The sequence below is a fragment of the Leifsonia sp. McL0618 genome (genome assembly GCF_049994905.1).
Taxonomy (GTDB): Bacteria; Actinomycetota; Actinomycetes; order Actinomycetales; family Microbacteriaceae; genus Diaminobutyricibacter.
Genome location: NZ_CP188258.1, coordinates 3,806,288 through 3,830,809 on the forward strand (window position 1 = coordinate 3,806,288; position 24,522 = coordinate 3,830,809).

Annotated in this window: 24 protein-coding genes; 12 read left to right on the plus strand and 12 right to left on the minus strand. The window is 67.5% G+C overall.

Translation table 11 applies throughout. The features are described from left to right. Positions 1 to 6: 6 nt before the first annotated feature. On the plus strand, positions 7 to 1,296 hold the full coding sequence (locus tag ACPPVQ_RS18325; RefSeq protein WP_426516577.1) for a GNAT family N-acetyltransferase: 1,290 nt from the start codon (positions 7 to 9) through the stop codon (positions 1,294 to 1,296). 22 nt (positions 1,297 to 1,318) lie between these two features. On the opposite strand, the gene ACPPVQ_RS18330 is transcribed toward ACPPVQ_RS18325, so the two are convergent. Beyond that, positions 1,319 to 2,605, minus strand: a complete 1,287-nt coding sequence (locus ACPPVQ_RS18330; RefSeq protein ID WP_426516579.1) for an adenylosuccinate synthase — start codon at positions 2,603 to 2,605, stop codon at positions 1,319 to 1,321. 95 nt (positions 2,606 to 2,700) lie between these two features. On the opposite strand from ACPPVQ_RS18330, the gene ACPPVQ_RS18335 reads away from it, so the two are divergent. The 5 genes from ACPPVQ_RS18335 to ACPPVQ_RS18355 all read left to right on the plus strand — a co-directional run bounded on the left by ACPPVQ_RS18335 (position 2,701) and on the right by ACPPVQ_RS18355 (position 7,403). Then, positions 2,701 to 3,402, plus strand: a complete 702-nt coding sequence (locus ACPPVQ_RS18335; protein ID WP_426516581.1) for a TetR/AcrR family transcriptional regulator — start codon at positions 2,701 to 2,703, stop codon at positions 3,400 to 3,402. Next, positions 3,399 to 4,043 carry a hypothetical protein gene (locus tag ACPPVQ_RS18340; RefSeq protein ID WP_426516583.1) on the plus strand — a complete coding sequence of 215 codons (645 nt, stop codon included), beginning with the start codon at positions 3,399 to 3,401 and terminating at the stop codon, positions 4,041 to 4,043. The genes ACPPVQ_RS18335 and ACPPVQ_RS18340 overlap by 4 nt, the downstream gene beginning before the upstream one ends. Further along, positions 4,040 to 5,893, plus strand: a complete 1,854-nt coding sequence (locus ACPPVQ_RS18345) for a YhgE/Pip family protein (RefSeq protein ID WP_426516585.1) — start codon at positions 4,040 to 4,042, stop codon at positions 5,891 to 5,893. The genes ACPPVQ_RS18340 and ACPPVQ_RS18345 overlap by 4 nt, the downstream gene beginning before the upstream one ends. Positions 5,894 to 6,040: 147 nt before the next feature. Next, positions 6,041 to 6,883 (plus strand): metallophosphoesterase, encoded by an 843-nt coding sequence (locus ACPPVQ_RS18350; protein ID WP_426516587.1) that lies wholly within the window; start codon positions 6,041 to 6,043, stop codon positions 6,881 to 6,883. Between the two features lie 112 nt (positions 6,884 to 6,995). Beyond that, positions 6,996 to 7,403: a DUF3052 family protein gene (locus ACPPVQ_RS18355; RefSeq protein ID WP_426516589.1), complete on the plus strand. Its 408-nt coding sequence runs from the start codon at positions 6,996 to 6,998 to the stop codon at positions 7,401 to 7,403. Positions 7,404 to 7,408: 5 nt separating this feature from the next. Here ACPPVQ_RS18355 and ACPPVQ_RS18360 read toward each other — a convergent pair whose 3' ends face one another. Then, positions 7,409 to 8,050, minus strand: coding sequence for a TrmH family RNA methyltransferase (locus tag ACPPVQ_RS18360; RefSeq protein WP_426516591.1), 642 nt, complete (start codon positions 8,048 to 8,050; stop codon positions 7,409 to 7,411). Between the two features lie 131 nt (positions 8,051 to 8,181). Between ACPPVQ_RS18360 and ACPPVQ_RS18365 the strand changes: the two genes are divergently transcribed. After that, a complete protein-coding gene (locus ACPPVQ_RS18365; protein WP_426516593.1) occupies positions 8,182 to 8,940 on the plus strand; it encodes an HAD-IIA family hydrolase in 759 nt (252 codons plus the stop codon). A gap of 15 nt (positions 8,941 to 8,955) precedes the next feature. Here the strand turns inward: ACPPVQ_RS18365 and ACPPVQ_RS18370 are convergent, their stop codons facing one another. Both ACPPVQ_RS18370 and pyrE read right to left on the minus strand, forming a co-directional pair. Next, complete coding sequence (locus ACPPVQ_RS18370) at positions 8,956 to 11,532, minus strand: hypothetical protein (protein ID WP_426516595.1); 2,577 nt, start codon at positions 11,530 to 11,532, stop codon at positions 8,956 to 8,958. After that, positions 11,532 to 12,080 (minus strand): orotate phosphoribosyltransferase, encoded by a 549-nt coding sequence (gene pyrE / locus ACPPVQ_RS18375; protein WP_426516597.1) that lies wholly within the window; start codon positions 12,078 to 12,080, stop codon positions 11,532 to 11,534. The genes ACPPVQ_RS18370 and pyrE overlap by 1 nt, the downstream gene beginning before the upstream one ends. A 43-nt stretch (positions 12,081 to 12,123) precedes the next feature. Between pyrE and ACPPVQ_RS18380 the strand changes: the two genes are divergently transcribed. Together ACPPVQ_RS18380 and ACPPVQ_RS18385 are read left to right on the plus strand one after the other, a co-directional pair. Continuing rightward, on the plus strand, positions 12,124 to 12,969 hold the full coding sequence (locus ACPPVQ_RS18380) for an exodeoxyribonuclease III (RefSeq protein WP_426516599.1): 846 nt from the start codon (positions 12,124 to 12,126) through the stop codon (positions 12,967 to 12,969). A gap of 33 nt (positions 12,970 to 13,002) precedes the next feature. After that, positions 13,003 to 13,818: an alpha/beta fold hydrolase gene (locus ACPPVQ_RS18385; RefSeq protein WP_426516601.1), complete on the plus strand. Its 816-nt coding sequence runs from the start codon at positions 13,003 to 13,005 to the stop codon at positions 13,816 to 13,818. On the opposite strand, the gene ACPPVQ_RS18390 is transcribed toward ACPPVQ_RS18385, so the two are convergent. The 8 genes from ACPPVQ_RS18390 to ACPPVQ_RS18425 all read right to left on the minus strand — a co-directional run bounded on the left by ACPPVQ_RS18390 (position 13,812) and on the right by ACPPVQ_RS18425 (position 21,004). Continuing rightward, entirely contained in the window at positions 13,812 to 14,369 is a 558-nt protein-coding gene (locus ACPPVQ_RS18390; RefSeq protein ID WP_426516603.1) for a dihydrofolate reductase family protein, read from the minus strand. The two genes, ACPPVQ_RS18385 and ACPPVQ_RS18390, sit on opposite strands and share 7 nt — an antisense overlap. A 23-nt stretch (positions 14,370 to 14,392) precedes the next feature. Further along, positions 14,393 to 15,289, minus strand: coding sequence for an SDR family NAD(P)-dependent oxidoreductase (locus ACPPVQ_RS18395; protein ID WP_426516605.1), 897 nt, complete (start codon positions 15,287 to 15,289; stop codon positions 14,393 to 14,395). An 863-nt stretch (positions 15,290 to 16,152) separates the two neighbouring features. Further along, positions 16,153 to 17,058 (minus strand): hypothetical protein, encoded by a 906-nt coding sequence (locus ACPPVQ_RS18400; protein WP_426516607.1) that lies wholly within the window; start codon positions 17,056 to 17,058, stop codon positions 16,153 to 16,155. Beyond that, positions 17,051 to 18,055 (minus strand): sporulation-delaying protein SdpB family protein, encoded by a 1,005-nt coding sequence (locus ACPPVQ_RS18405; protein ID WP_426516609.1) that lies wholly within the window; start codon positions 18,053 to 18,055, stop codon positions 17,051 to 17,053. The genes ACPPVQ_RS18400 and ACPPVQ_RS18405 overlap by 8 nt, the downstream gene beginning before the upstream one ends. Beyond that, positions 17,986 to 18,516 carry an SdpA family antimicrobial peptide system protein gene (locus tag ACPPVQ_RS18410; RefSeq protein ID WP_426516611.1) on the minus strand — a complete coding sequence of 177 codons (531 nt, stop codon included), beginning with the start codon at positions 18,514 to 18,516 and terminating at the stop codon, positions 17,986 to 17,988. The genes ACPPVQ_RS18405 and ACPPVQ_RS18410 overlap by 70 nt, the downstream gene beginning before the upstream one ends. A gap of 52 nt (positions 18,517 to 18,568) precedes the next feature. Continuing rightward, positions 18,569 to 19,204, minus strand: coding sequence for a hypothetical protein (locus ACPPVQ_RS18415; protein ID WP_426516613.1), 636 nt, complete (start codon positions 19,202 to 19,204; stop codon positions 18,569 to 18,571). 634 nt (positions 19,205 to 19,838) lie between these two features. Beyond that, positions 19,839 to 20,291, minus strand: coding sequence for an SOS response-associated peptidase family protein (locus ACPPVQ_RS18420; protein WP_426521323.1), 453 nt, complete (start codon positions 20,289 to 20,291; stop codon positions 19,839 to 19,841). Next, the gene (locus ACPPVQ_RS18425) at positions 20,273 to 21,004 is read right to left on the minus strand and encodes a DNA alkylation repair protein (RefSeq protein WP_426516614.1); all 732 of its coding nucleotides are present in this window, start codon (positions 21,002 to 21,004) and stop codon (positions 20,273 to 20,275) included. Before ACPPVQ_RS18425 ends, ACPPVQ_RS18420 begins: the two co-directional genes overlap by 19 nt. A gap of 224 nt (positions 21,005 to 21,228) precedes the next feature. Between ACPPVQ_RS18425 and ACPPVQ_RS18430 the strand changes: the two genes are divergently transcribed. From ACPPVQ_RS18430 to ACPPVQ_RS18440, 3 genes are read left to right on the plus strand one after another with little or no spacing between them, the layout of a single operon-like run. Then, entirely contained in the window at positions 21,229 to 22,665 is a 1,437-nt protein-coding gene (locus ACPPVQ_RS18430; RefSeq protein ID WP_426516616.1) for a DUF6421 family protein, read from the plus strand. A 7-nt stretch (positions 22,666 to 22,672) separates the two neighbouring features. Beyond that, positions 22,673 to 23,347 (plus strand): SDR family NAD(P)-dependent oxidoreductase, encoded by a 675-nt coding sequence (locus tag ACPPVQ_RS18435; protein ID WP_426516618.1) that lies wholly within the window; start codon positions 22,673 to 22,675, stop codon positions 23,345 to 23,347. A gap of 27 nt (positions 23,348 to 23,374) precedes the next feature. Then, positions 23,375 to 24,445, plus strand: a complete 1,071-nt coding sequence (locus tag ACPPVQ_RS18440; RefSeq protein ID WP_426516620.1) for a threonine aldolase family protein — start codon at positions 23,375 to 23,377, stop codon at positions 24,443 to 24,445. Positions 24,446 to 24,522 lie beyond the last annotated feature (77 nt).

Sequence of the window (24,522 nt, forward strand, 5' to 3'; positions counted from 1 at the left end):
GGAGTGGTGACGGAGACCTACCTGACCCAGCCCATCGACCAACAGTCCGCTCGCGTCCTGGCCGACGCCGGCCTGCGGCTGTCGCTCGTCGACACAGCCGACCAGGCCGCATTCGACCAGTGGCTTCTCGCCGACTTCCGTGGATTCCTCGGCGGCAGGAACGATGCCGACGCACTCGCCGAGGCCCGCGAATACCTGCGAGACAACCGCACGACAGCCGTCTACGACGACGCGATCCCGGCAGCGGCATCGCCGGTGGGCACCGTGAATTCGTGGGTGGCGCCTCTCACCGTTCCCGGCGGTGCTGCCGTCGACAGCTGGGCGATCAGCTCGGTCACCGTGGCTCCGACCCATCGTCGCCGCGGCGTCGCCAGCGCCCTTCTCGGCGCCGAGCTGCGCACCGCGCAGGCGCTCGGCGTGCCGCTCGCCATCCTTACGGTGTCGGAATCGGTGATCTACGGCCGGTGGGGTTTCGGACCCGCGACGTGGGCGACCGAGTGGCGCGTCGATACGAAGCGGGTGCGGTGGGCCGGACCTGCGACGACCGGCCGCCTGTCATTCAGCGAACCGGAGGAGTACCGGGAGACCGGCCGTGCCGTTCTCGCTACGATCATGGCCGGCCGCGCCGGCGAAATCGCCATGACGCCGCATCTCGCCGACCGGCTGATCGGCCCGCACAAGGGCAACCCCGATGCGTCCAAGTACAGACTCGTGCGCTATGACTCCCCCACGGGCGAGCCGGAAGGCTTCGTGAGCTACATCGTGAAGGATTCCGACGACTTCGTGCGCCACACGGTCGAGGTGAACTACCTGGCCGCCGCAAAGGACGAGGCACTGACTGCGCTCTGGCGGTACCTGCTCGAGCTCGACCTTGTGGCCGAGGTCCACATCGACACGCGCGGCATCGACGAGCCGATCCGCTTCCTGGTGTCCGACATCCGGGGTGCTCGGGTCGTTGGCGAGCAGGATCACCTCTGGGTGCGCATCCTCGATCTGCCTGCCGCCCTGAGCGCCCGCCGCTACGAGCGTGACGGCGACCTCGTGCTCGAGGTGGCCGATGACCTGGGCTTCGCCGACGGCCGGTACCGGGTGCGCGTCAGTGGCGGCGTTGCGAGCGTCGAGACCACGACAGCGGAACCCGATGTGACGCTGCCGGTCAGTTCACTCGGCGCCGTCTACCTCGGTCACGACACGGCCCGTCACCTCGCACTCGCGGGCAAGCTGTCCGGCGACGCTGACGCGCTCGACCTGATCTTCCGCACTGCCGTCCCGCCGCGGCTGTCCACGTGGTTCTGAGCCCGGCGACTCGGAGCCGGGGCTAGTCGACCAGGTCGTGGCGCACGACGATCTCGTCGCGACCGGGTCCGACGCCGATCGCCGAGATGCGTGCGCCGCTCATCTCTTCGAGCGCGAGAACATAGTCCTGCGCGTTCTGCGGCAGGTCCGTGAAGTTCCGCACGCTGGAAATATCTTCCTTCCAGCCCGGGAACTCCTGGTAGATGGGTACGGCGTGGTGGAAGTCGGTCTGCGAGGCCGGTACCTCGTCGTGGCGCACTCCGTCGACGTCGTAGGCGACCGCGACCGGGATGCGCTCGAGGCCGGTCAGCGTGTCGAGCTTGGTGAGCACGAAGTCGGTGACGCCGTTGATACGCGCGGAATACCGGGCGATCGGCGCGTCGTACCAGCCGGTGCGGCGCGGGCGGCCCGTTGTCGTGCCGAACTCGAAGCCTCGCTCGCGCAGCCATTCCCCGGATTCGTCGAACAGCTCCGTCGGGAAGGGCCCTGCGCCGACGCGGGTCGTGTATGCCTTGACGACGGCGATCACGCGGTCGATGCGGTTCGGTCCGATGCCGGAACCGGTGGCGGCGCCGCCGGCGGTCGAGTTGGATGAGGTCACGAACGGATAGGTTCCGTGGTCGACGTCGAGCATGGTCGCCTGCCCGCCCTCGAACAGCACGTATTTGCCGGCGTCGAGCGCCTGGTGCAGCAGCAACCCGGTGTCGGCAACCATCGGACGAAGCCGTTCGGCGTAGCTCAGCAGGTCGGTGACGACCTCGTCGACGGTGATGGCGCGACGGTTGTAGACCTTCACCAGCATGTGGTTCTTCTGGTCGAGAGCGCCCTCGACCTTCTGGCGGAGGATGTTCTCGTCGAACAGGTCCTGAACGCGGATGCCGACCCGGTTGATCTTGTCGGCGTACGTCGGGCCGATCCCACGCCCGGTCGTGCCGATCTGGCGCTTGCCCAGGAAGCGCTCTGTCACCTTGTCGATGGTGCGGTGGTACTGGGTGATGACGTGGGCGTTGGAGCTGACGCGCAGGCGCGAGACGTCGACGCCGCGGGCGATGAGCGCATCCAGTTCTTCGAACAGCACCTCGATGTCGACGACGACGCCGTTGGCGATCACCGGCGTGACACCCTCGGTCAGGATGCCGGACGGCAGCAGGTGCAGCGCGTACTTCTCGTTGCCGACGACGACCGTGTGGCCGGCGTTGTTGCCGCCGTTGAACTTGACCACGTAGTCGATGCGGTTTCCGAGGAGGTCGGTCGCTTTGCCTTTGCCTTCGTCGCCCCACTGGGCGCCGATGATCACGATCGCGGGCACTGTTCAGTCCTCTTCCTGGGTGGCTGATGGAGCACTCGATCCTATCGTGTCCCGTTATCTTGCACATCGCTGTGCAAGATAGTACGATGAGTGCAATGAGCATCCCCCAGCCCCGCGCACCCCGGCGCGACGCCGCCGAGAACCGCGAGGCGATCCTTCTCGCTGCGGCCGCCGCCCTCAACGACGACATCGACGCATCCCTCGAGACCATCGCCGCGCGCGCCGGCCTCACCCGCCGCGCGATCTACGGCCACTTCGCCACCCGAGACGACCTGCTCGTCGAGACATTCACCCGCGGCGCCGCGCGCATCGGGTCCTCCGTGCTCCCGCTGAGCGATCCGGATGCGCGGGTCGAGATCGCGCTCTACGGCGCCACCCTCTGGGCCGAGGTCGGGCACGTGCGCGTCGCTGCGCAACTCGCGGTGCGGGGCCCGCATCGCGCACGCGTCGCCGAAGCGCTCGAACCCGCCCGCCTCAAGCTCCTTGCGACCGTCGAGCGGGGAATCGCCGACGGCACGTTGCGCGGCGACATCGAGGCGCCCACCCTCGCTCGCCTGATCGAGGCCGCCGCCATCGCGGTGCTCGACGAGGCGACCCGCACGGGGATGTCCGACGACGAAGGCCGGCGCCTCGTGATGCTGAACGGCCTGGGCACTGCCGGCATCGGATGGCGCGAAGCCGACGAACTGATTCAAAAAACTCCGGTGCTGCGCGCTGGAGCTGAAAGTGCCGCACGGCGGCACCGCGACGCCAGCGCCGAGGCGGCTGCGCTCCCGAGGACGGACAACCAAGAGTGAAGATCACCCTCGACGGGGTCGCGAAAGGCGCCCGTAACGCCGCGCTGCCCCCGACATCCGTCACCTTCCGCACCGGCGAGGTGACCCTCGCGCGCGCCGAGACGGAACAGCGCCCCACTGTGCTCGGCCTGATCGCGTCGGGGCGGATGCGCCCGGATGCGGGCACCGTGACCATCGACGGCGTCACCGATTATTCGGAGCTGCGCACGCGCATCGCGCTGATCGACGCTCCGGCGGTCTGCGAACCCGCAGCCGACGTCACCGTTGCGGGCGTGGTAGCCGAAGAGCTGATGTTCGCCGGGCGGCCATCCAACCCGATCGCCGTCAAGAAGACGCTTGCCGAACTGCACGCGACCGAGTGGGCTCGCACCGCGATCGCGAACGTTCCGCCGACGGTGCGGATCGGGCTGCTGGCCGAGCTCGCGATCAGGCGCGAAGGCGTCATGGGCCTCGTGATCACGTCACCCGACCGCCACGGCGGCGACCCGAAGGAATGGTGGGACCTAGCGCAGGGGCTCGCCGAGCGAGACCTCGCCGTGCTCGTCGTCGCAGGAGATGCGTCAGCTGCCCTGCTCTCCGGCGAGACCCGGAAGACCGGGACCGAAGAGACCGAGACCGAAGAGACCGAGAAGACAGCATGAAGGTCCCCCAGATGATCGCGGCGGAATTCCGCCGCCTCACCGCGAACCCGATGTCGATCGTCGCGCTGGTCGCGCTGGTGGCGGTGCCGATCCTCTACGGCGGCCTCTACCTCTGGGCCAACCAGGACCCGTACGCGCGCCTGAACCAGATCCCGGCCGCGATCGTCGTCGACGACACCGGCACGACTGTGGACGGAAAGACCGTGCACTACGGCACCGAGATCGCCGACGAGCTGGTGAAGGACGGAACGTTCGACTGGCACGTGGTCACCCCGGGGTCGGCGGCATCGGGTGTCGACAGCTCGAAGTACGACTTCAGCATCACCATTCCGAGCGACTTCTCCGAGGCGCTGGCCTCTGCATCGAGCAGCTCACCGCGACAGGCGACCGTCACCCTGACCACGAACGACACGAACAGCTACCTCGCGTCGACGATCGGCCAGCAGGCGGCGGAGAAGATCCGCGTGTCGATCGTGAAGAAGGTCAACGAGCAGGCGGCGCAGCAGTTCCTGATGGGGCTGGCGAGCATCCGCTCGAACCTGGTGACAGCGGCGGATGGCGCGAGCCGGCTCGTCGACGGAACCGCGACCGCGCAGACCGGCGCGAAGGCGCTCGCCGACGGGACCGCGAAAGTCTCGACCGGCGCGAGCGCCCTGTCGAGCGGTACCGCCCAGGTCGCGAGCGGTGCTGACCAGGTCGCGGACGGCGCGCAGAAGGTCGCGGACGGCAACGCCCAGCTCGCCGCGAAGGCCAACCAGGCGGGTGCGGTCGCCGACCAGGTCGCCGGTGCGGTTCCGCAGGCGCGGCAGGCGATCATCGACCGGCTGACCGCGGCCGGCGCGACGCCGGCCCAGATCGACGCCGCTCTCGCAGCCCTCGACCCACTCGGCGTGAAGATCACGTCGGGAAACGCGCAGGTCCAGAACCTCGTCGGGCAGGTCGACCAGCTCTCGGCAGGCGCGAACCAGGTCGCCGCAGGCAGCGCGCACGTGGCATCCGGCGCGCACCAGAGCGCGGAGGGCGCGTCGCAACTGGCGTCGGGGGCGCAGCAGACGGCATCCGGTGCTTCGTCGCTGAGCGACGGAATCGGCACCCTGCACACCGGGACCGTGAAACTCCACGACGGGCTGAGCGACGGCGTCGCGCAGATCCCCGACAACTCGGCCGAGCTGCAGAAGAAGCAGGCGGCCACCATCGCTGATCCGGTGAAGCTCGCGAACACCTCGATCACCTCAGCGGGCACCTACGGGGCCGGACTCGCGCCGTTCTTCGTCGCGCTCGCCGCGTGGATCGGCATCTACGCCCTGTTCCTGATCGTCAAGCCGGTCTCGCGGCGGGCCATCACCGCCCTGCACTCGCCGATCAAAGTGACGCTCGCCGGCTGGCTGACACCGGGGCTGCTGGGCGCGATCCAGATGGTCGGACTATTCGCGGTGGTGGGGGCCGCGCTCCAGTTCCCGATCGCGAATCCGGTGGGGATGTTCGCGATGATGGCGACCGCGTCGCTCACGTTCGCGGCGATCATCCTCGCGCTCAACGTGTGGCTCGGGAGCGTCGGACAGTTCCTCGGCCTGGTGCTGATGGTGCTCCAGCTGGTCACCGCGGGTGGAACGTTCCCGTGGCAGACCCTTCCCGGTCCGCTGGCGGCGCTGCATCACGTGCTGCCGATGTCGTATGCGGTCGACGGCATCCGTCAGCTGATGTACGGGGGAAACCCGGCGACGGCGTGGGCTGATGCCGGTGTCCTCGCGCTGTGGGCGCTCATCGCGCTGCTCGTCGCGGCGATCGGAGTGACCCGGATGACCCACTTCCGCACCCTGCGCGACCTGCGCCCCAGCCTGATCGGGTAACGGGCTCGGGCACGATCGCGGCAGGAGGCGCGCGCGCACCCCGGATGCCGGCGAAGGGTGCCGGAAGCAGGCTTCCGCCCGCGTCGAAACCCACTTGTCGCACCTCGCGTGCGAAGCTGCGTCGGCGGCGCCACTTAGGGTTGCAGGGTGAGAACGCCCGCTGAAACCACCCTCCGCATCCTCCACCTCTCCGACACGCACCTCTACGGCGACGGCACGCTGCACTACGGCATCGTCGACACGACGGCTGCGCTCGCCCGGACACTGGAGCGGGCGAGCGAGCTCGAAGCCGTCGACGTAGTCGTCGCATCCGGTGATCTCTCCGACGACGGCAGCGCCGAGTCGTACCGCATCCTGGCCGGGATGCTCGAGCCGTGGGCTGCCGAACGGGGAGCGGTCGTCGTCTACGCGATGGGCAACCACGACCTGCGGGCCGGCTTCGAGGAGGTGCTCGGGGCGCGTACCCGCGTGCACGACATCCGGGGCTTCCGCATCGCGACCATCGACAGCACCGTGCCCGGCGCGGGCTACGGCAACCTCGACGAGGCGCAGCTCGACGCGCTGCGTGTGGCGCTGGAAGCACCGTCGGAACGGGGCGCGATCGTCGTGATCCACCATCCGCCCGTGCCCGCCCAGACGACCTTGCTGGGTGCGCTCGAACTGCAGAACCCTGCCGACCTGCTCGACGTGTGCGCGACGGGGGACGTGCGGCTCATCCTGGCCGGCCACTACCACCATCCGTTGACGAGCGAGGCCGCGGGCGTTCCTGTCATCGTCGCGCCCGCTGTCGCGAACACGGCCGATCCGCTGGCCCTTCCGGGCACGGAGCGCGCCGCGGTCGGGTCGGGCTTCGCCTACATCGAGTTGGTCGGCGACCGCGCTGCGCGCGTGATGTTCATCACTGCTCCGGGCCCGGACGACGGCGAGATCGTCTACGACCTCGATGCCGCCGCTGTCGACCGCATCGCCTCCGCCGCCGGCCCCCGCTGAGCGCCCCTGCTCCCTCGAGCACAGGAAAAAGCATCCCATCCGTCGGAATCGAGGTGCTTTTTCGTGTGCTCGACGGACGGTGCCAGGGGGCCCGCGCCGGTAACGTGGCGTTATGGCTGGTTACTCCGGAACACCGCTGTGGAAGAAACTCGGCATGAAGCCAGGTTCGCGGGTCCTCGTCGCGCACGCTGATGCCGGATGGCGCATCCCGGATGCCCCCGACGGCGTCGAGTGGGTTCGAGGCGACGACGAGGGCGCACTCGACCTCGTGCTCGCCTTCTACCGGAGCGCCGCCGACTACGCTGCCGAACTCGACGGCCTGGGCGAACGCATCTTCCCGGCCGGCACACTGTGGATCGCCTGGCCCCGCAAGGCCGCAGGCCATGTCAGCGACCTCGGCGACACCGTCGTACGGAATGCCGCTCTCGAACGCGGCCTGGTCGACGTCAAGGTCGCACAGGTCGACGACGACTGGTCCGCGCTCAAAGTCGTGTGGCGCGTCGAACTGCGCTCACGCTGAAGAGCTCAGTCGAAAACGACGTGCTGGGTCACCCAGCTGTGCATGGCGACCGCCGCGGCGGCCGACGCGTTGATCGAACGCGTGGAGCCGAACTGGCTGATCTCGACCACCGAATCGGATGCCGCGAGCGCCGCATCCGACAGCCCCGGCCCTTCCTGGCCGAAGAGCAGCACGCACTCCTGCGGGAACGCGAACGTCTCGATGATCACCGAACCGGGAACGTTGTCGATCGCGATGATCGGCAGGGCCGATTGGTGCGCCCAAGCCACGAAATCGGCCACATCGTCGTGATGCACGACGTGCTGGTAGCGGTCGGTGACCATCGCGCCGCGCTTGTTCCAGCGGCGTCGGCCGATGATGTGGACCGTGTCAGCGCCGAAAGCGTTGGCGCTGCGCACGATCGACCCGATATTCATGTCGTGCTGCCAGTTCTCGATGGCCACATGGAATGGATGCCGGTGCTCGTCCAGGTCGGCGACGATCGCCTCCATGCGCCAGTAGCGGTAACGGTCGATGACGTTGCGCGTGTCGCCGTGGGCCAGCAGGTCGGGGTCGTAGAACGGCTCGTCGGGGAGCTCGCCCTGCCAGGGACCGACGCCATGAGTGGTGAGCTCCGCGGTCGGATTGGCTGCGTGCTCGGATTCCACACGTTCAGGTTACTGGTACCGCATTGGAACCTCCCCGAAATGAAGTGCGGATGCTCCGCCCGATAGATTGGGTCCCGTCGAAAGGGGTACGCGTGTCGCGACGTCACGAGATCGAATGCTGGCTTACAGATATGGACGGGGTTCTCGTCCATGAGAACGAAGCGTTGCCCGGGGCGCAGGAGCTGATCCAGCAGTGGCGGGACCAGGGCACTCCCTTCCTCGTGCTGACGAACAATTCGATCTTCACGCCGCGCGACCTTGCAGCGCGACTGCGCGCATCCGGTCTCGACGTTCCGGAGGAGTCGATCTGGACATCCGCTCTCGCCACCGCCGACTTCCTCAGGTCGCAGATGCCCGGCGGAAGCGCCTTCGTGATCGGTGAGGCCGGCATCACGACGGCCCTGCATGAGGCAGGGTTCATCATGACCGATGTCGACCCCGACTACGTCGTCGTCGGCGAGACACGCAACTACTCGTTCGAGGCGATCACCAAAGCGATCCGCCTGATCGGAAACGGGGCGCGGTTCATCTCGACGAACCCCGATGCGACCGGGCCGAGCGCCGAAGGGCCGCTCCCGGCGACCGGCGCGGTCGCTGCGTTGATCACGAAGGCGACCGGGCGTGAACCGTATGTCGTCGGCAAGCCGAACCCGATGATGTTCCGTTCGGCGATGAACCGCATCGGCGCGCACTCGGAGAACACGGCGATGGTCGGCGACCGGATGGACACGGACATCGTCGCCGGCATCGAGGCCGGACTGCACACGATCCTGGTGCTGACCGGGATCAGCGACCAGGCCGAAATCGACCGGTACCCGTTCCGCCCCGACGAGATCGTCTCCGGAGTGAACGAGCTCGTCGCGCCCACGCCGGTCGAATCCGACCTCTAGCGTTTCGTCTCGGGCTCAGCCCTGGGGGCCGGGGCCCGCGACCGAGCCGGTGATCGGCTGGCCGTTCGACCGGCTCGCGAAGCAGTAGTACGACCGGAGGCCGCTCGTCCACTGCTGGGCGGTGGCCGGGTACGTGCCCTGCAGCTGGAGGTCCGGGTAGGCGCTCGCCGCCTGGAGGTTCACCACGCCCGGCTTCGTGCAGAGCAGGTTGATCTGGTTCGCGAGAGCCTGCGCTCCCGGGTAGGGCGCAGCCGGATCGGCCGAGAACAGGTTGGTGTAGACCATCTGCGCCGCGTGCGGGGTGGCGCAGTCCACCACCGTGAACGTCTCCGCCCACGGTGTCGTGAACGGCTGCAGGCATTCCCCTCCGCCCAGGGTCGACCACGCATGCACACCGGCCGGCTGTGCGCCGGCGGGCTTGGGGATGACCGTCGGTTTGGGTGTGGGCGTCGGGGTGGGTGTCGCGACCTTGGTCTGGGTCGCGGTCGGTGCCGGCGTATCTGCAGCGATCATGCTGGGCAGCCGGGTGCCGAAGACGAACAGCGCGATCAGGATGAGGAGGGCGACGATGCCGCCGGCGACCCAGAACAGGATGCGGTTGGTGCGGTGCGGCCCTCCCGGCGGGGTGCCGCCAGCCGATCCGTCGCGGGAACGTCGCGACGTCGGGAGCACGTCGTCCGGTCCGGCCGCGGCTGCGGCAGCGGCGGCGGATGCGGGAGCCATCGCACCGATCGGCTCGGATGCGTCGGCGAGGGTCTCCGCGTCGAGCGCCTGGGTGGCAGGCGAGGGCAGCGCTCCCATGAGCAGTGTGGCCTGTTCGGCGGCCGGCTCGTCCGCATCCGCGAGCGCTGCATCGAGGGCAGTCGCGTCCATGAGCACGGTGTCGGTATCCGCCGCAGCGGCACGTGCGGCCGTCTCGTCATAGGGAGCACCGGCGAGGTCGTCGATCCCTTCGTCGTCATCCTCGTCGGGAGCGGATGCGGCAGCGGCTTCATGAGTAAGGCCGAGAGGTGGGCCGTCGCCGGCCGCTCCGATGACCGCCGCCGTCGCGAGGCCGGGCACTGCCGGGAAGCGGGGGCCTTCGACGCTCGGCGGGGTCGGCGCGACCGGGGGCGCGACGGGAGGTTCGACCGTCGGAAGAGGCGCCGCGACCGGCGGAACGAAAGGTTCGACCGGCGGGGTCGGCGCGACCGGCGGAACGAAAGGTTCGGCCGGCGGAACTGGCGCCGCGACCGGCGGAACGGCCGGAACGAACGTCGGCGGCACGAGCGGCGCAGGCTCGAAGAAGGCCGGGGCCGTCGACGGAGTCGTCTCCGTCGGGCCTTCGGGCGTCGCGTCCGATTCTGCGGGCGTGCCGGCCACTGGACGGTCCAAGGGGCCGGTCTCTGGCTCGTCCTCTTCGAACATCCCCAGAAGGGCCGCCAGGCCGTGGCTCTCATCGAAACCGGAGCCTTCCGGCTGACCCGTCTCAGCGGCGGGATCCTCGCCCTGGGCAGGGGACGGCGGCGGCGTCGGCTCGCCCGGCGATTCCGGCTGGACGGGCGGAGTAACGAATAGGGGCGGCACGAGCGGCGCGGGGGACCACGGTGCGGGCGTATGGGGTGCAGCAGGATCGTAACCACCGGAGCCCGCGGCCGGCTCAGCAGATGCAGCCGACGGAACAGGCGGAACGGGCGGAACGGGCGGCGCAACGTCGAAAACCGGCGGCTGGAACGCCGCGGTCGGGGCCGTGAACTCGTCGGGTGCCGGCTCGGCCGGCGAGGCGATCGATTCGGGCGCCGCAGGCGGCGGGATGATCGGCTCCGGCAGTGCAGGTTCGATTCTCGCGGGCTCCGGCAGCTCCGGCCCAGCGGGTGCAGCCCCCGCGGGTGCGGCCTCAGGCATATCCGGCTCCGCCGGCGCGACGGGAAGCGACGGTTCGGCCGGCACGGCCGGCACGGCGGCCGTGCCGGCGACGAGAGGGTCGGAACCCACCCCGGGCTTCAGCCCCCAGACGAATGGTTCGCCGGGTTCGAAGATCGGCCCTGTCTGCGGCTTCGGCTCCTGCGAGACGGGCTCCGGAGGCTCGGCGGACGTGACGGGAACGTCGAGGATGCTCCACGGCGCGATCGACTCACCGGCGGCGGGCGGAGGTTCCGGTGTTGGGAGCGGGCTCGTGACGTCGGGGAACTGCGGATCGAAGGACGGAACGGCGGGCTCAGCGATCGGCGGGTCGAACGACGATGGCGCCGGCGGCACGACCGGCATCGCCTGCGTCGGTGGCATTCCCGGCACCGGCGGCACGACCGGCATCGCCTCCGTCGGTGGCATTCCCGGCACCGGCGGCACGATGGGCATCGCCTGCGTCGGTGGAATTCCCGAAACCGGCGACGCCGCCGCCTCATCCGGGGTCGCACCCGTCTCGGCGGCGGCCTCGGTTTCGCGTGCGCGGCGACGGCCGCCACTCAGCTGGTGGTAGAACCAGTCCGAGCTGCCGAAGTCGGGCTCTGTGGTTTCGGGGTCAGACCCGCTCACCCCGTCGGGCGCGCCGCCGTCAGGCGTGCCGCCGGATTCCGGGTCGGCGGCGCCGTCGCCGTCGCGCGGGTCGCTCACTATTCGAGCCCCAGGTCCGCGAGCCCGATGGCTGCGTAATAGGGATAGCCGGCCGATTCGATCGTCTCGCGTGCACCGGTGTTGCGGTCGACGACGACGGCGACCCCGGCGATGATCGCGCCGACCTTCTCGAGCGCTTCGATGGCTTTGAGTGGCGAACCGCCCGTCGTGGAGGTGTCTTCGAGAACGATCACACGCTTGCCCGCGAGCTCCGGCCCCTCCACCTGCTTGCCCCGGCCGTGGTCCTTCGGCTCCTTGCGCACGACGAACGCGTCGTAGGCGAGTCCCCGTGCGGCGCCTTGGTGCAGGATTGCTGCGGCGACCGGGTCTGCGCCCATGGTCATCCCGCCGACGGCGGAGACGTCGGGGATACCCGCGATCAGGTCGATCATGACCTGGCCGATGAGCGGGGCCACGCGATGGTCCAGGCTGACCTTGCGCAGGTCGACGTAATAGCTCGCCTTCTTGCCGCTGGTGAGCGTGAAGTCTCCATGGAAGACGGCGTCGGCCGAAATGTAGTCGATGAGCTGCTGTCGTGCGTCGGTCACGTCCACGATTCTAGAGGTCGGGGGTAATCGATAGCATCGGGTCATGCGCGTCGCTACCTGGAATGTGAACTCGATCCGTGCCCGATTCGTGCGAACAGTCGACTGGCTGGTACGGGAACACATCGATGTCCTCGCCCTGCAGGAGATCAAATGCAAGCCCGAGCAGTTCCCTGTGGAGGCCTTCGAGAATGCGGGATACGAACTCGTCATCGAAGGTCACAACCAGTGGAACGGGGTCGCTTTCGCGAGCCGCCTCCCGATGGAAGACGTCGAGATCGGCTTTCCCGACATGCCCGGTTTCGCGAAGGGCGTCGAAGGTCCCGACCAGCCGCGTGAGGCGCGTGCGATGGGGGTGACCGTGGCGGGCATCCGGCTTTGGAGCCTCTATGTGCCGAACGGTCGCGCGCTCGACGATCCACACTTCGAATACAAGCTCGACTGGCTCGCGACGCTCGCCGCCGACACCCAGCGCTGGCTCGCCGAAAAGCCCGACCAGCCGCTCGCCCTGATGGGCGACTGGAACATCGCACCACTCGATTCCGACAATGGCGACCCCACCGTCATCCCCGGCGTCTCAACACATGTCTCCCCGCCCGAGCGCAGTGCGTTCGAGACGTTCGAGACGATCGGCCTCAGCGACGTGGTCCGTCCTCTCGTTCCGGAGGGCTTCACGTACTGGGATTACAAGCAGCTCCGCTTCCCACGCAATGAGGGCATGCGCATCGATTTCATCATGGGCTCGAAGCCGTTCGCCGACCTCGTCAGCGGGGCGAGCATCCATCGCAACGAACGCAAGGGGCAGGCCCCCAGCGACCACGTACCCGTCGTGGTCGACCTCGATCTCGAACCGCACGATGACGACGACGACCGGCCGATGATCTTCGGCTGACACCGGCGGCGGCTCCCTCGCTAGGCTCGAAGCATGCCGACACTCGACGTTCCGGGCGCATCCCTGTACTACGAGACGGCCGGTCACATCTCGTCCCCGGCGGTGCTGCTCATCCATGCCGGGGTCGCGACCCTTCGCATGTGGGATCCGCTGGTGGACCGGCTGGCCATCGACCATTTCGTCGTGCGATTCGACACACGCGGCTTCGGCCGTACGACCACTGAGAACGTCGAATTCTCCGACCGGCAGGATGCGCGCGACCTGCTCGATCACCTCGGCGTTATGCAGGCGCTCGTGATCGGATGCTCGCGCGGCGGACGCATCGCGATCGATCTCGCACTCGAAAGCCCGGAGCGCGTGACCGGGCTGGTGACGATCGGCTCGGGTCCGAGCGGGTTCCCGGTGACCGAGCTCACCGACACCGAGGACGCACTGTTCGACCGCTGCGACGACGCCTACAAGGCCGCCGACTGGCACCTGCTCTCCCGGCTCAACGTCGAACTGTGGACGATCGGCCCGACCCGCAACAACGACGACCTCGACCCCCGGTTCGTCGAGCTCGCCTATGAACTGAACCTCCCGAACGCCGAACACGGGGGCGAGGCGCCGGTCGCCATCCCTCTTGAGCCTCCGGCGTTCGACCGCGTCGTCGACATCGAGGTGCCCGCCCTGGTCACCGTGGGCGAATTCGACCTCTCCGAGGCGCTCGCGCAGCAGGCGTACCTGCTCGACAGCATCCCGACTGCCGACGGCTATATCTTCAGCGACACGGCGCACCTGCCGAGTGTCGAGCATCCGGACGAGTTCGCCGACGTGCTGCTCGGCTGGATGGAACGCAACGCTCAGTAGGCGACGCGCGCCCAGAGGTTCTCGATGTCGCCCGCCGTGGAGCGCTCCATCCACTCCAGCCGGACCGGTGCGCCCGCGGCCCGGTCGAACATCCGCACGCCGTCGCCCAGCAGCACCGGGGCGAGGTGAAGCAGCACCTCGTCGAGCAGCCCTGCCTCGAGGCATCCGCGCGCCGTCTTCGCACCCAGCACGACCACATACCCACCATCGGCCGCCGCCTTGGCCACCTCGACCGCATCACGAAGGTCGCCCGCGACGAAGGTATAGCCGTCGACCGGCGGCTCGGCCGGGTCGCGGGTGAGCACGAACATGGGTCCCGACCAGGCGCCTCCATACGGTGCGCCTTCGGGCCTGGAGGCGGGATGCGCATCCGTCGCCTCGCCGCCACGGAACGTGTTGGCTCCGATCAGCAGCGCTCCGATGCGCGGCATCAGCTCGTCGACGGCAGGATTCGGGGTTCCGACGAATGGCCCGACCCAGTCCATGGCACCGCGCGGGCCGGTGATGAAACCGTCGAGCGACGTCGTCGCGTGAAAAAGCACCTTCGCCATCGTCTCCCCTTCGCGCTGCACCCTCAGTTGCGGCCGGTGAAGCCGTCCATCGTCGTGTAGATGCCGAACACGCGGTCGGCCACCGCATCCCATGCCTTCGTCGGCAGGATTCCCTTCACCGCCTTCGCGAGCCCCACCGTCCACGGGAGCAGGAGCATCGGCCGGCCCACGAGCATCGCCCGCCAGACCCGGTCGACCACGTAGGCGGGATCCATGACCGGGGTCATCAGCGGACCGCGGGCACCCTCGAACATGCCTGTCGCGATGTAGCTGGGCGCCACCGTCGTCACTTTGACGTGACCGAAACCCTGCTGTTTCAGTTCGAGGCGCAGCGAGTCGCTCCACCCGATCACCGCCCACTTCGACGCCGCGTAGACGCTCATGCGCGGGTTCGCGACCGTTCCGGCCGCCGACGCGATGTTCACGATGCGCGCCTCGCGCATACTCTCGATCATCCCGGAAAGGAACTCACGGGTGATGTACATCGGGGCGAGGGCGTTGACCTGCATCGTCGGGCGGGTGTCGTCGCCGTTGTCGTGCTCCCAGAAATACTTGCCGCGCACGATCCCCGCGTTGTTGATGAGCACATCGATCGAGCCGACATCGCGCCGCACGGCCTGGGCGTTCTGGGCGATCGCACCCAGCTCGCCGACATCGACGACGAACGGGTGGATGGTCGTGACCGGCCGCCCCGCAGCCGAGCTGGGGGAACGCACGGGCGCTCCCCACGGCGATTCCTCGCGGTCGGCGATGACGATGGCGCGCAATTCGGTGGCGACGAGGTCGAGGGCTTCGGCATCCCTGTCCCAGAGGACGACGGCGCGCGCGCCTTCGCGCACCGCCCGCTCGGCATACAGCCGGCCCATACCGGAGGCCGCACCGGTGATGAGGATTCGGGCGCCCCGCACGGTTCTGGTCATCTCCCCATTGTGGCGGACCCTCGACGCCACCACGGGGTTGGTGTGGGCTTTCCCCGCCCAGAACAGCGTCACCGACCAAGCGATCCGGTCACAGGCGGGGAGGATTTCGAGGGCAAGCAAGGGCTGGCTACCTGCGCAGCGGGACGCGACAGCGTTCAAAATCGCCTACGCATATGGTCTGCGCCGACGGGAGCTACGGATGCTGGATTTGGAAGACCTTTGCCCCAACCCGCACGCCAAAGAGTTCGGTCCGGCTGGTGTTGTCTATGTTCGATGGTCGAAAGCGATCAAAGGCGGCCCGCCACGTCGACGCTCGGTCCTCACGGTGTTCGGCTGGAGCGTCGACGTTCTCGCTCGCGGGGATGCCCTGTTGTCAACGCTGTAGAGCTATCTGGAAGCCGCTGGTCCTACGAATGCGCGGCTGCTTGAACTGACGGCCGACCACGCTTCTGCAGCGTCCGCGGGACGCTCGCGGTGGTTGGCCATGGCCGCCGCCCGGGCGTTCGTCAATGCCGTCTGAACTCGTCTTGGTTGCCGCACCCTCGCCGCTTTGGTGAGTAGAGCGAGTTGATCCGCCGCTGAGGTTCTCACGGATCAACCCAGTCGACGCCATGAATGAACACGCCGGCAATCGTTTCGACGTCCCCGGTGCTGGTTTGCTCTACGGCGCCACTGCTCCCGAGGGAGGCTTCGCCGAGACTCTTACTGGCTTCCGCCCGCGCGCGTCCATGGTCGCGCAGTTGTCGACGACTGAGGTCGAGCCTGGGCGGGTGGGGCCCGGCGAGGTGCCCGCAAGGTGGCTCATCACCCGCCGGATGCGTGCGTTGTTCGCCACAGGGGTTGGGCTGCCTGCGATCGGAAGTTCACCGCATTGATCGCTGTGCAGCGATGAAGAGTCCTGGGCGCTGTGCGTTCACCGTGAGAGTCTGGCCGTTGTGGCGGACCGTGATGCCAGCTCCTTTCCGCGCGATCAGTCCCACACCAGTCGTTCCGACCTGGTAGCCCCATCCCCACCAGTGGGTCGGGGAGATCCAGGCGGACTTGATGTCGTCGATCTGCCTTCGATCGATCGAGCATAGAGGAAGCCCAGGGATCAGGCCGCAGACGCGGAATCGCCGGTCGTCTAGCCGCACCCGCAGAATCGCGAACTCCGCAAAGATCAGCCCGCAGACGACGAGCACGACCGACGACCATTCGACAGTGCTTGCCGCTCCGCCCCAGAACAGCCCTCCCCCAATGAGCGCCGTGGCGCCGACCGCAGAGACCGGCGACACGACAGCGTCCTCCACTGTGACGGATTCGCTCGGCCCGTCCGCTTCAACGACGGCGCCCTCCTCGTCCGTGGCGTGTGCATCCTCGACCGACACCTCGGCATCGCGGCCGATCACGGAGGAAGGGATGAACCCGTACGCGAACGCGAAGGGAGTCAGGAGTCCCCAGCCACCGACATCCGGAGGTTGAACGGCGTTGGCGAGCGCCAACACGAACCAGACCAGGGCGCCCATCCCACCAAAGCCCGCGGCGAGGAAGACCACGCGTCTACGGCGAACGAACGTGGCGGAAAGTGCAGCGCTGCACGCTACGCCGAGAATGATCGCAACCACGACGACGGATGCGGTGTACCCAGACGTCTTCCTCCCACTCCACTGTGTCGCCATCTCCTCCGGAAGCCGCTCACGCAGGAGGAGCCAGCTCGCGATGACGGCCACGACTGGCAACCAGCAGAGAGCGACTGCCGCGACGCGGCGGGTCGGCGTCGATTCACGCACGTCTGTCTCCTATCGACTCGCGCCTCCGGACGGGTATCCGCGCCAGCCCCGCGCGCACGCGGCGCCGTACCTGTGCGACGACGTTACCTCCCGGAATCAGCAGCAAGATGAGCCCTCCTACCATCGTGAACGCGAAGCTCCACAAGCCCATGACCGTCGCGATTGAGATGTGCAGCCCCACTCCCGCGACGAGGAAAGGCCATCGGAGAGCGCGCGGCAGCAGGAGAGAAATTCCCAGGGCGAACTCGATGACGAGCGTGCCCCATGTCGCTGCTGCCAAGAGCCACGGGTTGAGGACCATGGCTGCGATCGTTTCGCGCAATGGCTCGCTCGGTCCGAACATGGGATCGTGCATCCAGTAGTAGACGGCGGTTCCATCGATCCACTCGGGCACGCTGAGTTTCGACAGAACCGCGTTCAGATATATATAGGAGACCTGAATCGCGATCACGAAGAGCGCCGTCTTGGCGACGAGCGTACGAGTGGGGCCGCTCAGAGCCGAGTTCGCTGTCCAATGCCACCGCCGACCGTCCGTCAGGGACACGGGAATGAGCAGCAAAGCGAGGTTCGCGGCGATCTGATCGCCCCCGTCGACTGTTGTCGCGGCAGCCTGCGTGCTGAACAATACCCACCACGCCGGGATGGCGGTGAAGCGCGGGTAGATGCCGATGGCTGCGACGAGAAGGATCGCGCAACTCACCCAACGAATCAGTTCGAAGTGCTCGGGACCGACTAGACACCAACTGGCTAGCTCGGCCGGTCCACTGCAGTGAGGATATGACAGCCCGGCGGCGGGCCTGAGAAGCGTGCTCGTGCTGCTCGAGGCGAGGGTTCCCAAGCCGGAGAGCATGACGAGCGTTCTCGCCAAACCGACATTAGGCGACCATACCGGCGTTTTCGCCCAGCGGTCGGCGGCCAACCAATACGTCAGCACTCGACCTCCAGCAGCAGAACGCGCGATGTATTCTCGCCTGGAGTCAGTCCTGCCCACGCCCACGGTGTGACCTCTCGCTCGACAAGGCCGATCTTTCCGCAGAGGGTTGGCTCAGGAGACATATTTGTGGTCGTGGGCCAACGCGAGTCTGCGAGCGCTGCAGTCAGGCACACGACGGTACCGCTGTCGGCGCACACGTGCCACTGCGTGCTCTCGGCATCTGCGTACAGCATTCCGAGTTCAATCGCCTGGGCGCGAGATTGACGATCCCAACCGAATAGGTTGTCGGAGCGGCTATGCGGGAAGAGGGCGCCCGAGCGCCAGCGTGCGTCGTTCAACACAAATGGTTCGTACGAAGGCTCGCGTGGCGACTTCGTAAAGAACGCCCATTGTTGCGGCGAGATCGTTTGAACCGCAGGGCGTAATGTGCGCTGCCATTGCGATGTCAAGACGTTGTCCTCTTGGTTGGTGTGAAAGACCACGAGGGCACCCACGACCCACAGTGCCCCAAGTACAGCGAGCACGACGCCTGAACGATACGGCGAAGTTACTGGAGCAGTGTCAGTGAGGGCGAGATCAGCTGAACGCTCTGGCAATGTCAGCCACCCACTGCTCGTAGCTCAAGCTGACCCCCACTGGCCCACTACTGCCGGTACGCGCTGGATACATCACTGTTTGCGTCGCGACCGCGGCGGTGACGAGAACTGCTGCCACTCCGACGACGAGCCCGGCGACTGCGAAGAGGACGACCTGAATCGCCGCGAATCGTGAAGACATCGCAGCCCCGGTCGCACCCGTAGCGTCGATATGTCCTAGAGCTTGCAAGGAGTCTGCGATTCGGCCGCCGGCCTCGCGGAGCGCGCCGTCGATCCTTTTGACATCAGCGCTAATGACCGAGCCCCCGAATCGTGCGAAGAACGATTCGTCGGCTTCGCGGATGTGTCGAGACAGTTGGTCGACGACCTCTGCGACCTCGGGCGTTTGAGTGAGAATAGGCGCTAACGGGCCGAGCTCTCTCGCGAGGGAGCCTTGCCCGAAGATGAGCGCTCGGAAGATCTCCTCGCCTGTTCGCTCGTGAAGCCTGTTCTTCTCCTGGGCCGCGCTACTGGCGAGCGAGGGTCGCGGGGCTGCCGCATGGGCGACTCCGCCGACCCCGCACATGGCGACGATAGCGACAGTAGCTGCTGCAATGGAAAGTCGTGCACGTTTCATCTGGGGCCTTCCGTTGTGATCCGACCGCGTTACCCACCCGGAGAGCTCGCAGTCCAATGCTGCCTTCGGGTCGTGCGTCGCGCTGGTTCTAGGGCACGCCAAACCGGCGTATCACTTGGAAAGAGACAACGCTGTCTGCCCCATAACGCGAAAACCTAGAAATGTCACAAACTGCGGACACGTTTCTCGCTCTCCGTGACCTTCCCGACACCGCACCCGTCGTGATCGGTGGCCGCGATTTTGACGACGCCACGAAGCCGTTCAGGGCTGATCCGATCGGATCTGGTCGGACACCAACGGAGTCCTTGGCGGCCACCTATGTCCGGCAGCGATGGAATCGGGCTGGTCCAGGGGCTGAGAAGCCCGCCGCTACGCTTCCAACCATCTTCTTCCCCGGCCAGGCCAGCTGACGTTCAGCAAAGTCCAGCCGCGCCGTGAGCTGGACCAAAGCTCCATTCGCGCAGCTTAGATTCGCCCGGTGAGCTCGGGGCCGTCTGCGCCGAACGGCAGCTTGTCGACCTGGTACGCCTCGAGTGTGGATGCCTCGGCGACGCCGGCGGCTACTGCATCTCCTGCGGCAGGATCACCGGATTTCGGTCGTGGATCTCAGCGAGAGTCTGTACAGCATCGGACGTCACGATCTCGAGGTCACGTGCCATCCTTCGTGGTCGTCCTTGCCGCGGTGTTCGGGCTCGCGCCACCACGAATACAGGGTTGCGAAGCCCATGAGTTGGCCGTCCGGGTAGTGGATGAAGTGCGGGATCTTGTGACCCTTCTCCCCCTGCCACTCGTAGTAGCGGTTCGCGAGGATGATCCCCCGCCTCGACTTCATCGACGTCTTCCAAAGCCCGTTGTCCATGAGTTTGTCGGCGCGTGCGTTGAAGGTGAACTTCGGCTTCATCTCAGACGGGCCCGGTGGCACGATCGACCAGAACGCCGACTCGAAGCGCAGCGTGCGATCCACGGGGCGCTCGGACGCGAGGAAGGGCGAGTGCTTGCCGGGTCGACAGTAACTACCCGAAAATCCGTCGGGACAGGGAGTTGGTGACGACCCGGCGGCAGTGCCGGTCAGCGGGCGGCGCGATATGCGGCGCGCTCGGCCGGGGACAGGTGCTCCGTGGCGTAGCTGAGCATGGTGCGGGGCATGGCGGCCGCATGCGCATCGAGGAAGCCGACCAGGACGGCACGGTCGACGCGTTTGCCGAGCTCGCGCAGCATCCAGCCGACCGCCTTCTGCATGAGGTCTTCGCGGTCGCCGAGCAGGCGCTCCGCCAGCGCGAGCGAGGTGGATGCGTCCCCGCGCCCGATGAACGCGAAAGTCGACAGGACGGCCACCCTCCGCTCCCAGAGCGCATCGCTCGCCGCGAGGGCGAAGAGCAGGTCGTGCGGGCGATCGACGAGGTATGCGCCGAGCACATTCGGAGCAGACAGGTCGACGAGGTCCCAGTTGTTCACCCGTCCGCGGCGCACGGCGGCCAGATAGAACGCCGCGAGACGCTCCCGCTGCTCGTCGTCGCGGGCCCTCGGGCGACTCGCACGGTCGAAGAGCCGGTTCAGGATGATGAGCCCGGCCAGCCGGTGCTCGTGCACCTCGCTGTCGAGCAGCGCTCCGATCTCGTCGAGGGGCAGGTCGGCGAAACGCTTCGCGACCGCGCGCGTCGCAGGCACCCGAACTCCGATGAAGACGTCGCCTTCGCCGTACTCGCCGGGACCTGTCTTGAAGTACCGCTGCAGGAAGACGGCATCTTCGGCGTCGGAGACCTCGGCGAGCGCATCCATCACTTCAACCGCTGTGCTCATGCCGCGAGCCTACTTACGCCTCCAGCTGTCCCGGGGAGGGTCGGAGGCGGGGCAGGAGGCCCGGGCGGCGGAAAAGTGCGCGGCGGAGCGCGCTGGCGCAACTATTCGCAGATGTCGGCAAGAAAACGCTCGACCTGCGCAGCTAGGCTCGAAACGGGTTCCTCACGGCGCCCGCAGAAATCATCGCCGCGCCCGCGGCTCGACCACGCGACGGGAGGTTCGCCATGTCACAGTCCGTATCCCAGTTCGAAGCGGAAGCAATTGTCGGAGAGCCCGAGGTCGTCGAGGACGCACGTGGCGCTCGCGACGTCGCTGCGCATCCGGCCTGGCTCCGCCTCAAGGCGGCCGCCATCGCCGTGCAGGCATTGCAGGTCAAGGACGGCTCCGTTGCAGAGGAGGGCGACAAGGCCGCCGCGCAGGCGCAGGTCGCAGAGATCGTCGCTGCGATCGTCGTGCTCGCCCCTCTCTTCCCGCACGATCGCGCCTACCTCGACGCGCTCGTCGTCGATTTCCGCCGGTGGTCCGACGAAGGTCTCGGAGTACCCGACTTCCTGGACTCGCTCAATGCGTTCCAGCCCCAGCAGCACCGCACCGACGGGCTGGGGCACCTCGTGGTCTTTCCCATGTACACGCAGAACGGCAGCACCGACCGCCTGGTCGAGGCCGTTCTCATCGAAGTCATCTGGCCGGAGTTCATCGGCGAGCTGGAGGCGGGCGACTACGGCAACAAGCTGTTCGTGCCCATCCGGTTCGTGGACTTCACGCCCGGTTACGACACGAACTCCGCCGTGCTGTTCCCGGAGACCGTGGCGATGCGCGAGATCCCGACGTTCACGTGGGGCGCGATCTTCCAGGATCGTGAGGCCGCGCGCTACCGCCGCGTGGTGCGTGCAGCAGCAGAGATCACGAAGCTCGAGCTGCCGGCCGATGCGGCGCGGATGCTGGACGACCAGTCGCTCACGGAGGAGACCTTCGTGATGTGGGATCTCATCCACGACCGCAGCCACATGCGCGGCGACCTTCCGTTCGATCCGTTCATGATCAAGCAGCGCATGCCGTTCTTCCTGTACTCGCTCGAAGAGCTGCGGTGCGACCTGACGGCCTTCCGCGAGTCGGTGAAACTGGAACACGAGCTGTCGGCACTGCCGGATACGGTGCTGACGGATGCGCAGCGCCAGATCCGCGACCACGCTCACCTCGTGCAGTACGCGATCATCTTCGACCGCATCTTCCGGTTCGCGATCACCGGCAGCCGCGTGCGCAACTACGACGGCCTCGGCGGGCAGCTGCTGTTCGCGTGGATGCACCAGCACCACGTGCTGCACTGGACCGACACCCAGCTCACGATCGACTGGGCGGCCGTTCCGGAGGTCGTTGTCGCGCTCAGCGACCGCATCAACGACCTCTACTGGCGTTCGATCGACCGCCCGAAGGTCGCGCACTGGCTCGCAGCGTACGAAATGCTCACCGAGACGGTCACGCCGAACCCGGCGTCGAACTGGGCTCGCGGGCTCCCGGACGAGGTGCTGGCCGGCCCTCCGAAGGGCTACACGGACCAGGTTCTGGACGACGAGTTCCCGCTGTCGATGTTCTACGAGGCGCTCAGCAAGAAGATGCTGAGCGTTATCGAGTCGACGGCCGGGATCCGCGGCGACGACTGAGCATCCGATGGCTGAGGGAGTGCGTGGCCGCACGGTTCTCATCGCCGGGGCGACCAGCGCGAGCGGCGAAGCCGTCGCGTCCGCGCTGGTCGCCGCGGGGGCGATGGTGCTCGCGGTGGGCACGCGGCCGGATGCCCTGGAGCGCCTCGAACAGGCGGTTTCGGGAGTCGACACCCGGGTCTGCGATCTCGCCGACCGGTCCGCCGTGGCGGAACTGGCGATGCGTGTCCACCTGAAGTTCGGTCCCATCGACGGGCTGGTGCACCTGGTCGGCGGCTGGCGCGGCGGAGGCGGTATCCCCGGGCAGACGGATGAGGACTGGGAGTTCCTCGAGCGCTCATTCACGACGCTGCGGAACACGACCCGGGTGTTCTACGACGACCTCGTCGCGTCACCGGCCGGGCGGCTGGCGATCGTCTCGGCGACCGCTGTCGAGCATCCGTTGGCCGGTGGTGCGAACTACGCGGCTGCCAAGGCGGCGGGAGACGCGTGGACACGCGCGGTGGCGCAGGGTTTCCGCAAGGAGGCGCCGAATGCGGCCGCCGCGATCTTCGTGGTGAAGGCGCTTGCCGGGCTCGAGGGCCTGCTCGCGGAGCGCGTGGTCGGTCTCTGGGATGCCGATCCCTCCACAATCAACGGCGTGCGGCAGCTGCTCACAGCTCCGGATGCCGTGACTCCGTGAGCCCCGAAGTTACGCAAGGATAGACGAGTGACTCTGCAACTCCATGACCTGAACCTGCGCGGATTCGCGTCCGACAACTACGCCGGCGTGCATCCCGAGATCCTCGACGCCCTCGCGGCCGCCAACGAGGGCCACCAGATCGCGTACGGCGAAGATGTCTATACGGCCCGGCTGCACGAGGTGTTCGAACAGCATTTCGGCGCAGGTGTCCAGGTGTTCCCGGTCTTCAACGGCACCGGCGCCAACGTCGTCGGGCTGCAGTCGATGATCCCCCGATGGGGCGCTGTCGTGTGCGCGAAGACCGCACACATCAACACCGACGAGGCCGGCGCGCCCGAGCGGGTCGCCGGCATCAAGCTGCTGCCGATCGAGACGCCCGACGGCAAGCTGACGCCCGACCTCATCGACCGCGAGGCCTGGGGCTGGGGCGACGAACACCGCGCACAGCCTCTTGTCGTGTCGATCACGCAGACCACCGAGCTGGGCACCGCGTACTCCGTCGACGAGGTCAGGGCGATCGCCGACCACGTTCACGGGCTGGGCATGAAGCTCCACATGGACGGGGCGCGCATCTCGAACGCCGCAGCAACCCTCGGTGTCCCCCTGCGGGCGTTCACCCGCGACGCCGGCGTCGACGTGCTGAGCTTCGGCGGAACCAAGAACGGAATGCTCTACGGCGAGGCCGTCGTGGTGCTGAACCCCGAAGCTTCAGAGGGGCTCATCTATCTGCGCAAGCTGAACATGCAGCTCGCGTCGAAGATGCGCTTCATCTCGGCCCAGCTCATCGCCCTGCTGACCGACGAGCTCTGGCTGCGCTCCGCTTCGCACGCGAACGCCATGGCCGCGCGGCTTCGCACGGCGCTCGAAGACGGCGTCGCGAGCGGGGAGATCACCGGTGTCGGCTTCAGCCAGGCGACCCAGGCCAACGCGGTCTTCGCCACGCTCCCGGCCGGAGTCGCGGACAGGCTCCGCGGCCACTTCCGCTTCTACGACTGGGACGCCGCGCGTAACGAAGTGCGGTGGATGTGCTCGTTCGACACGACCGAGGCAGACATCGACGCTTTCGTCGCGGCACTGAAGTTCGAGCTGCACGCGTAGGTTCTTGCGAGGATCGGTTCGAATCCTCCGAGAATTTCGCAGCGTGACCCAGAAGAGGGTCAACGTGACACTCGTAC

Coding starts and splice junctions, on each gene's coding strand:
- ACPPVQ_RS18380 (WP_426516599.1), top strand. CDS start 12,124: ATGCGCGTCGCTACCTGGAATGTGAACTCGATCCGTGCCCGATTCGTG.
- ACPPVQ_RS18345 (WP_426516585.1), top strand. CDS start 4,040: ATGAAGGTCCCCCAGATGATCGCGGCGGAATTCCGCCGCCTCACCGCG.
- ACPPVQ_RS18395 (WP_426516605.1), bottom strand. CDS start 15,289: ATGACCAGAACCGTGCGGGGCGCCCGAATCCTCATCACCGGTGCGGCC.
- ACPPVQ_RS18430 (WP_426516616.1), top strand. CDS start 21,229: ATGTCACAGTCCGTATCCCAGTTCGAAGCGGAAGCAATTGTCGGAGAG.
- ACPPVQ_RS18415 (WP_426516613.1), bottom strand. CDS start 19,204: ATGAAACGTGCACGACTTTCCATTGCAGCAGCTACTGTCGCTATCGTC.
- ACPPVQ_RS18435 (WP_426516618.1), top strand. CDS start 22,673: ATGGCTGAGGGAGTGCGTGGCCGCACGGTTCTCATCGCCGGGGCGACC.
- ACPPVQ_RS18385 (WP_426516601.1), top strand. CDS start 13,003: ATGCCGACACTCGACGTTCCGGGCGCATCCCTGTACTACGAGACGGCC.
- ACPPVQ_RS18365 (WP_426516593.1), top strand. CDS start 8,182: ATGGACGGGGTTCTCGTCCATGAGAACGAAGCGTTGCCCGGGGCGCAG.
- ACPPVQ_RS18390 (WP_426516603.1), bottom strand. CDS start 14,369: ATGGCGAAGGTGCTTTTTCACGCGACGACGTCGCTCGACGGTTTCATC.
- ACPPVQ_RS18425 (WP_426516614.1), bottom strand. CDS start 21,004: ATGAGCACAGCGGTTGAAGTGATGGATGCGCTCGCCGAGGTCTCCGAC.
- ACPPVQ_RS18355 (WP_426516589.1), top strand. CDS start 6,996: ATGGCTGGTTACTCCGGAACACCGCTGTGGAAGAAACTCGGCATGAAG.
- ACPPVQ_RS18335 (WP_426516581.1), top strand. CDS start 2,701: ATGAGCATCCCCCAGCCCCGCGCACCCCGGCGCGACGCCGCCGAGAAC.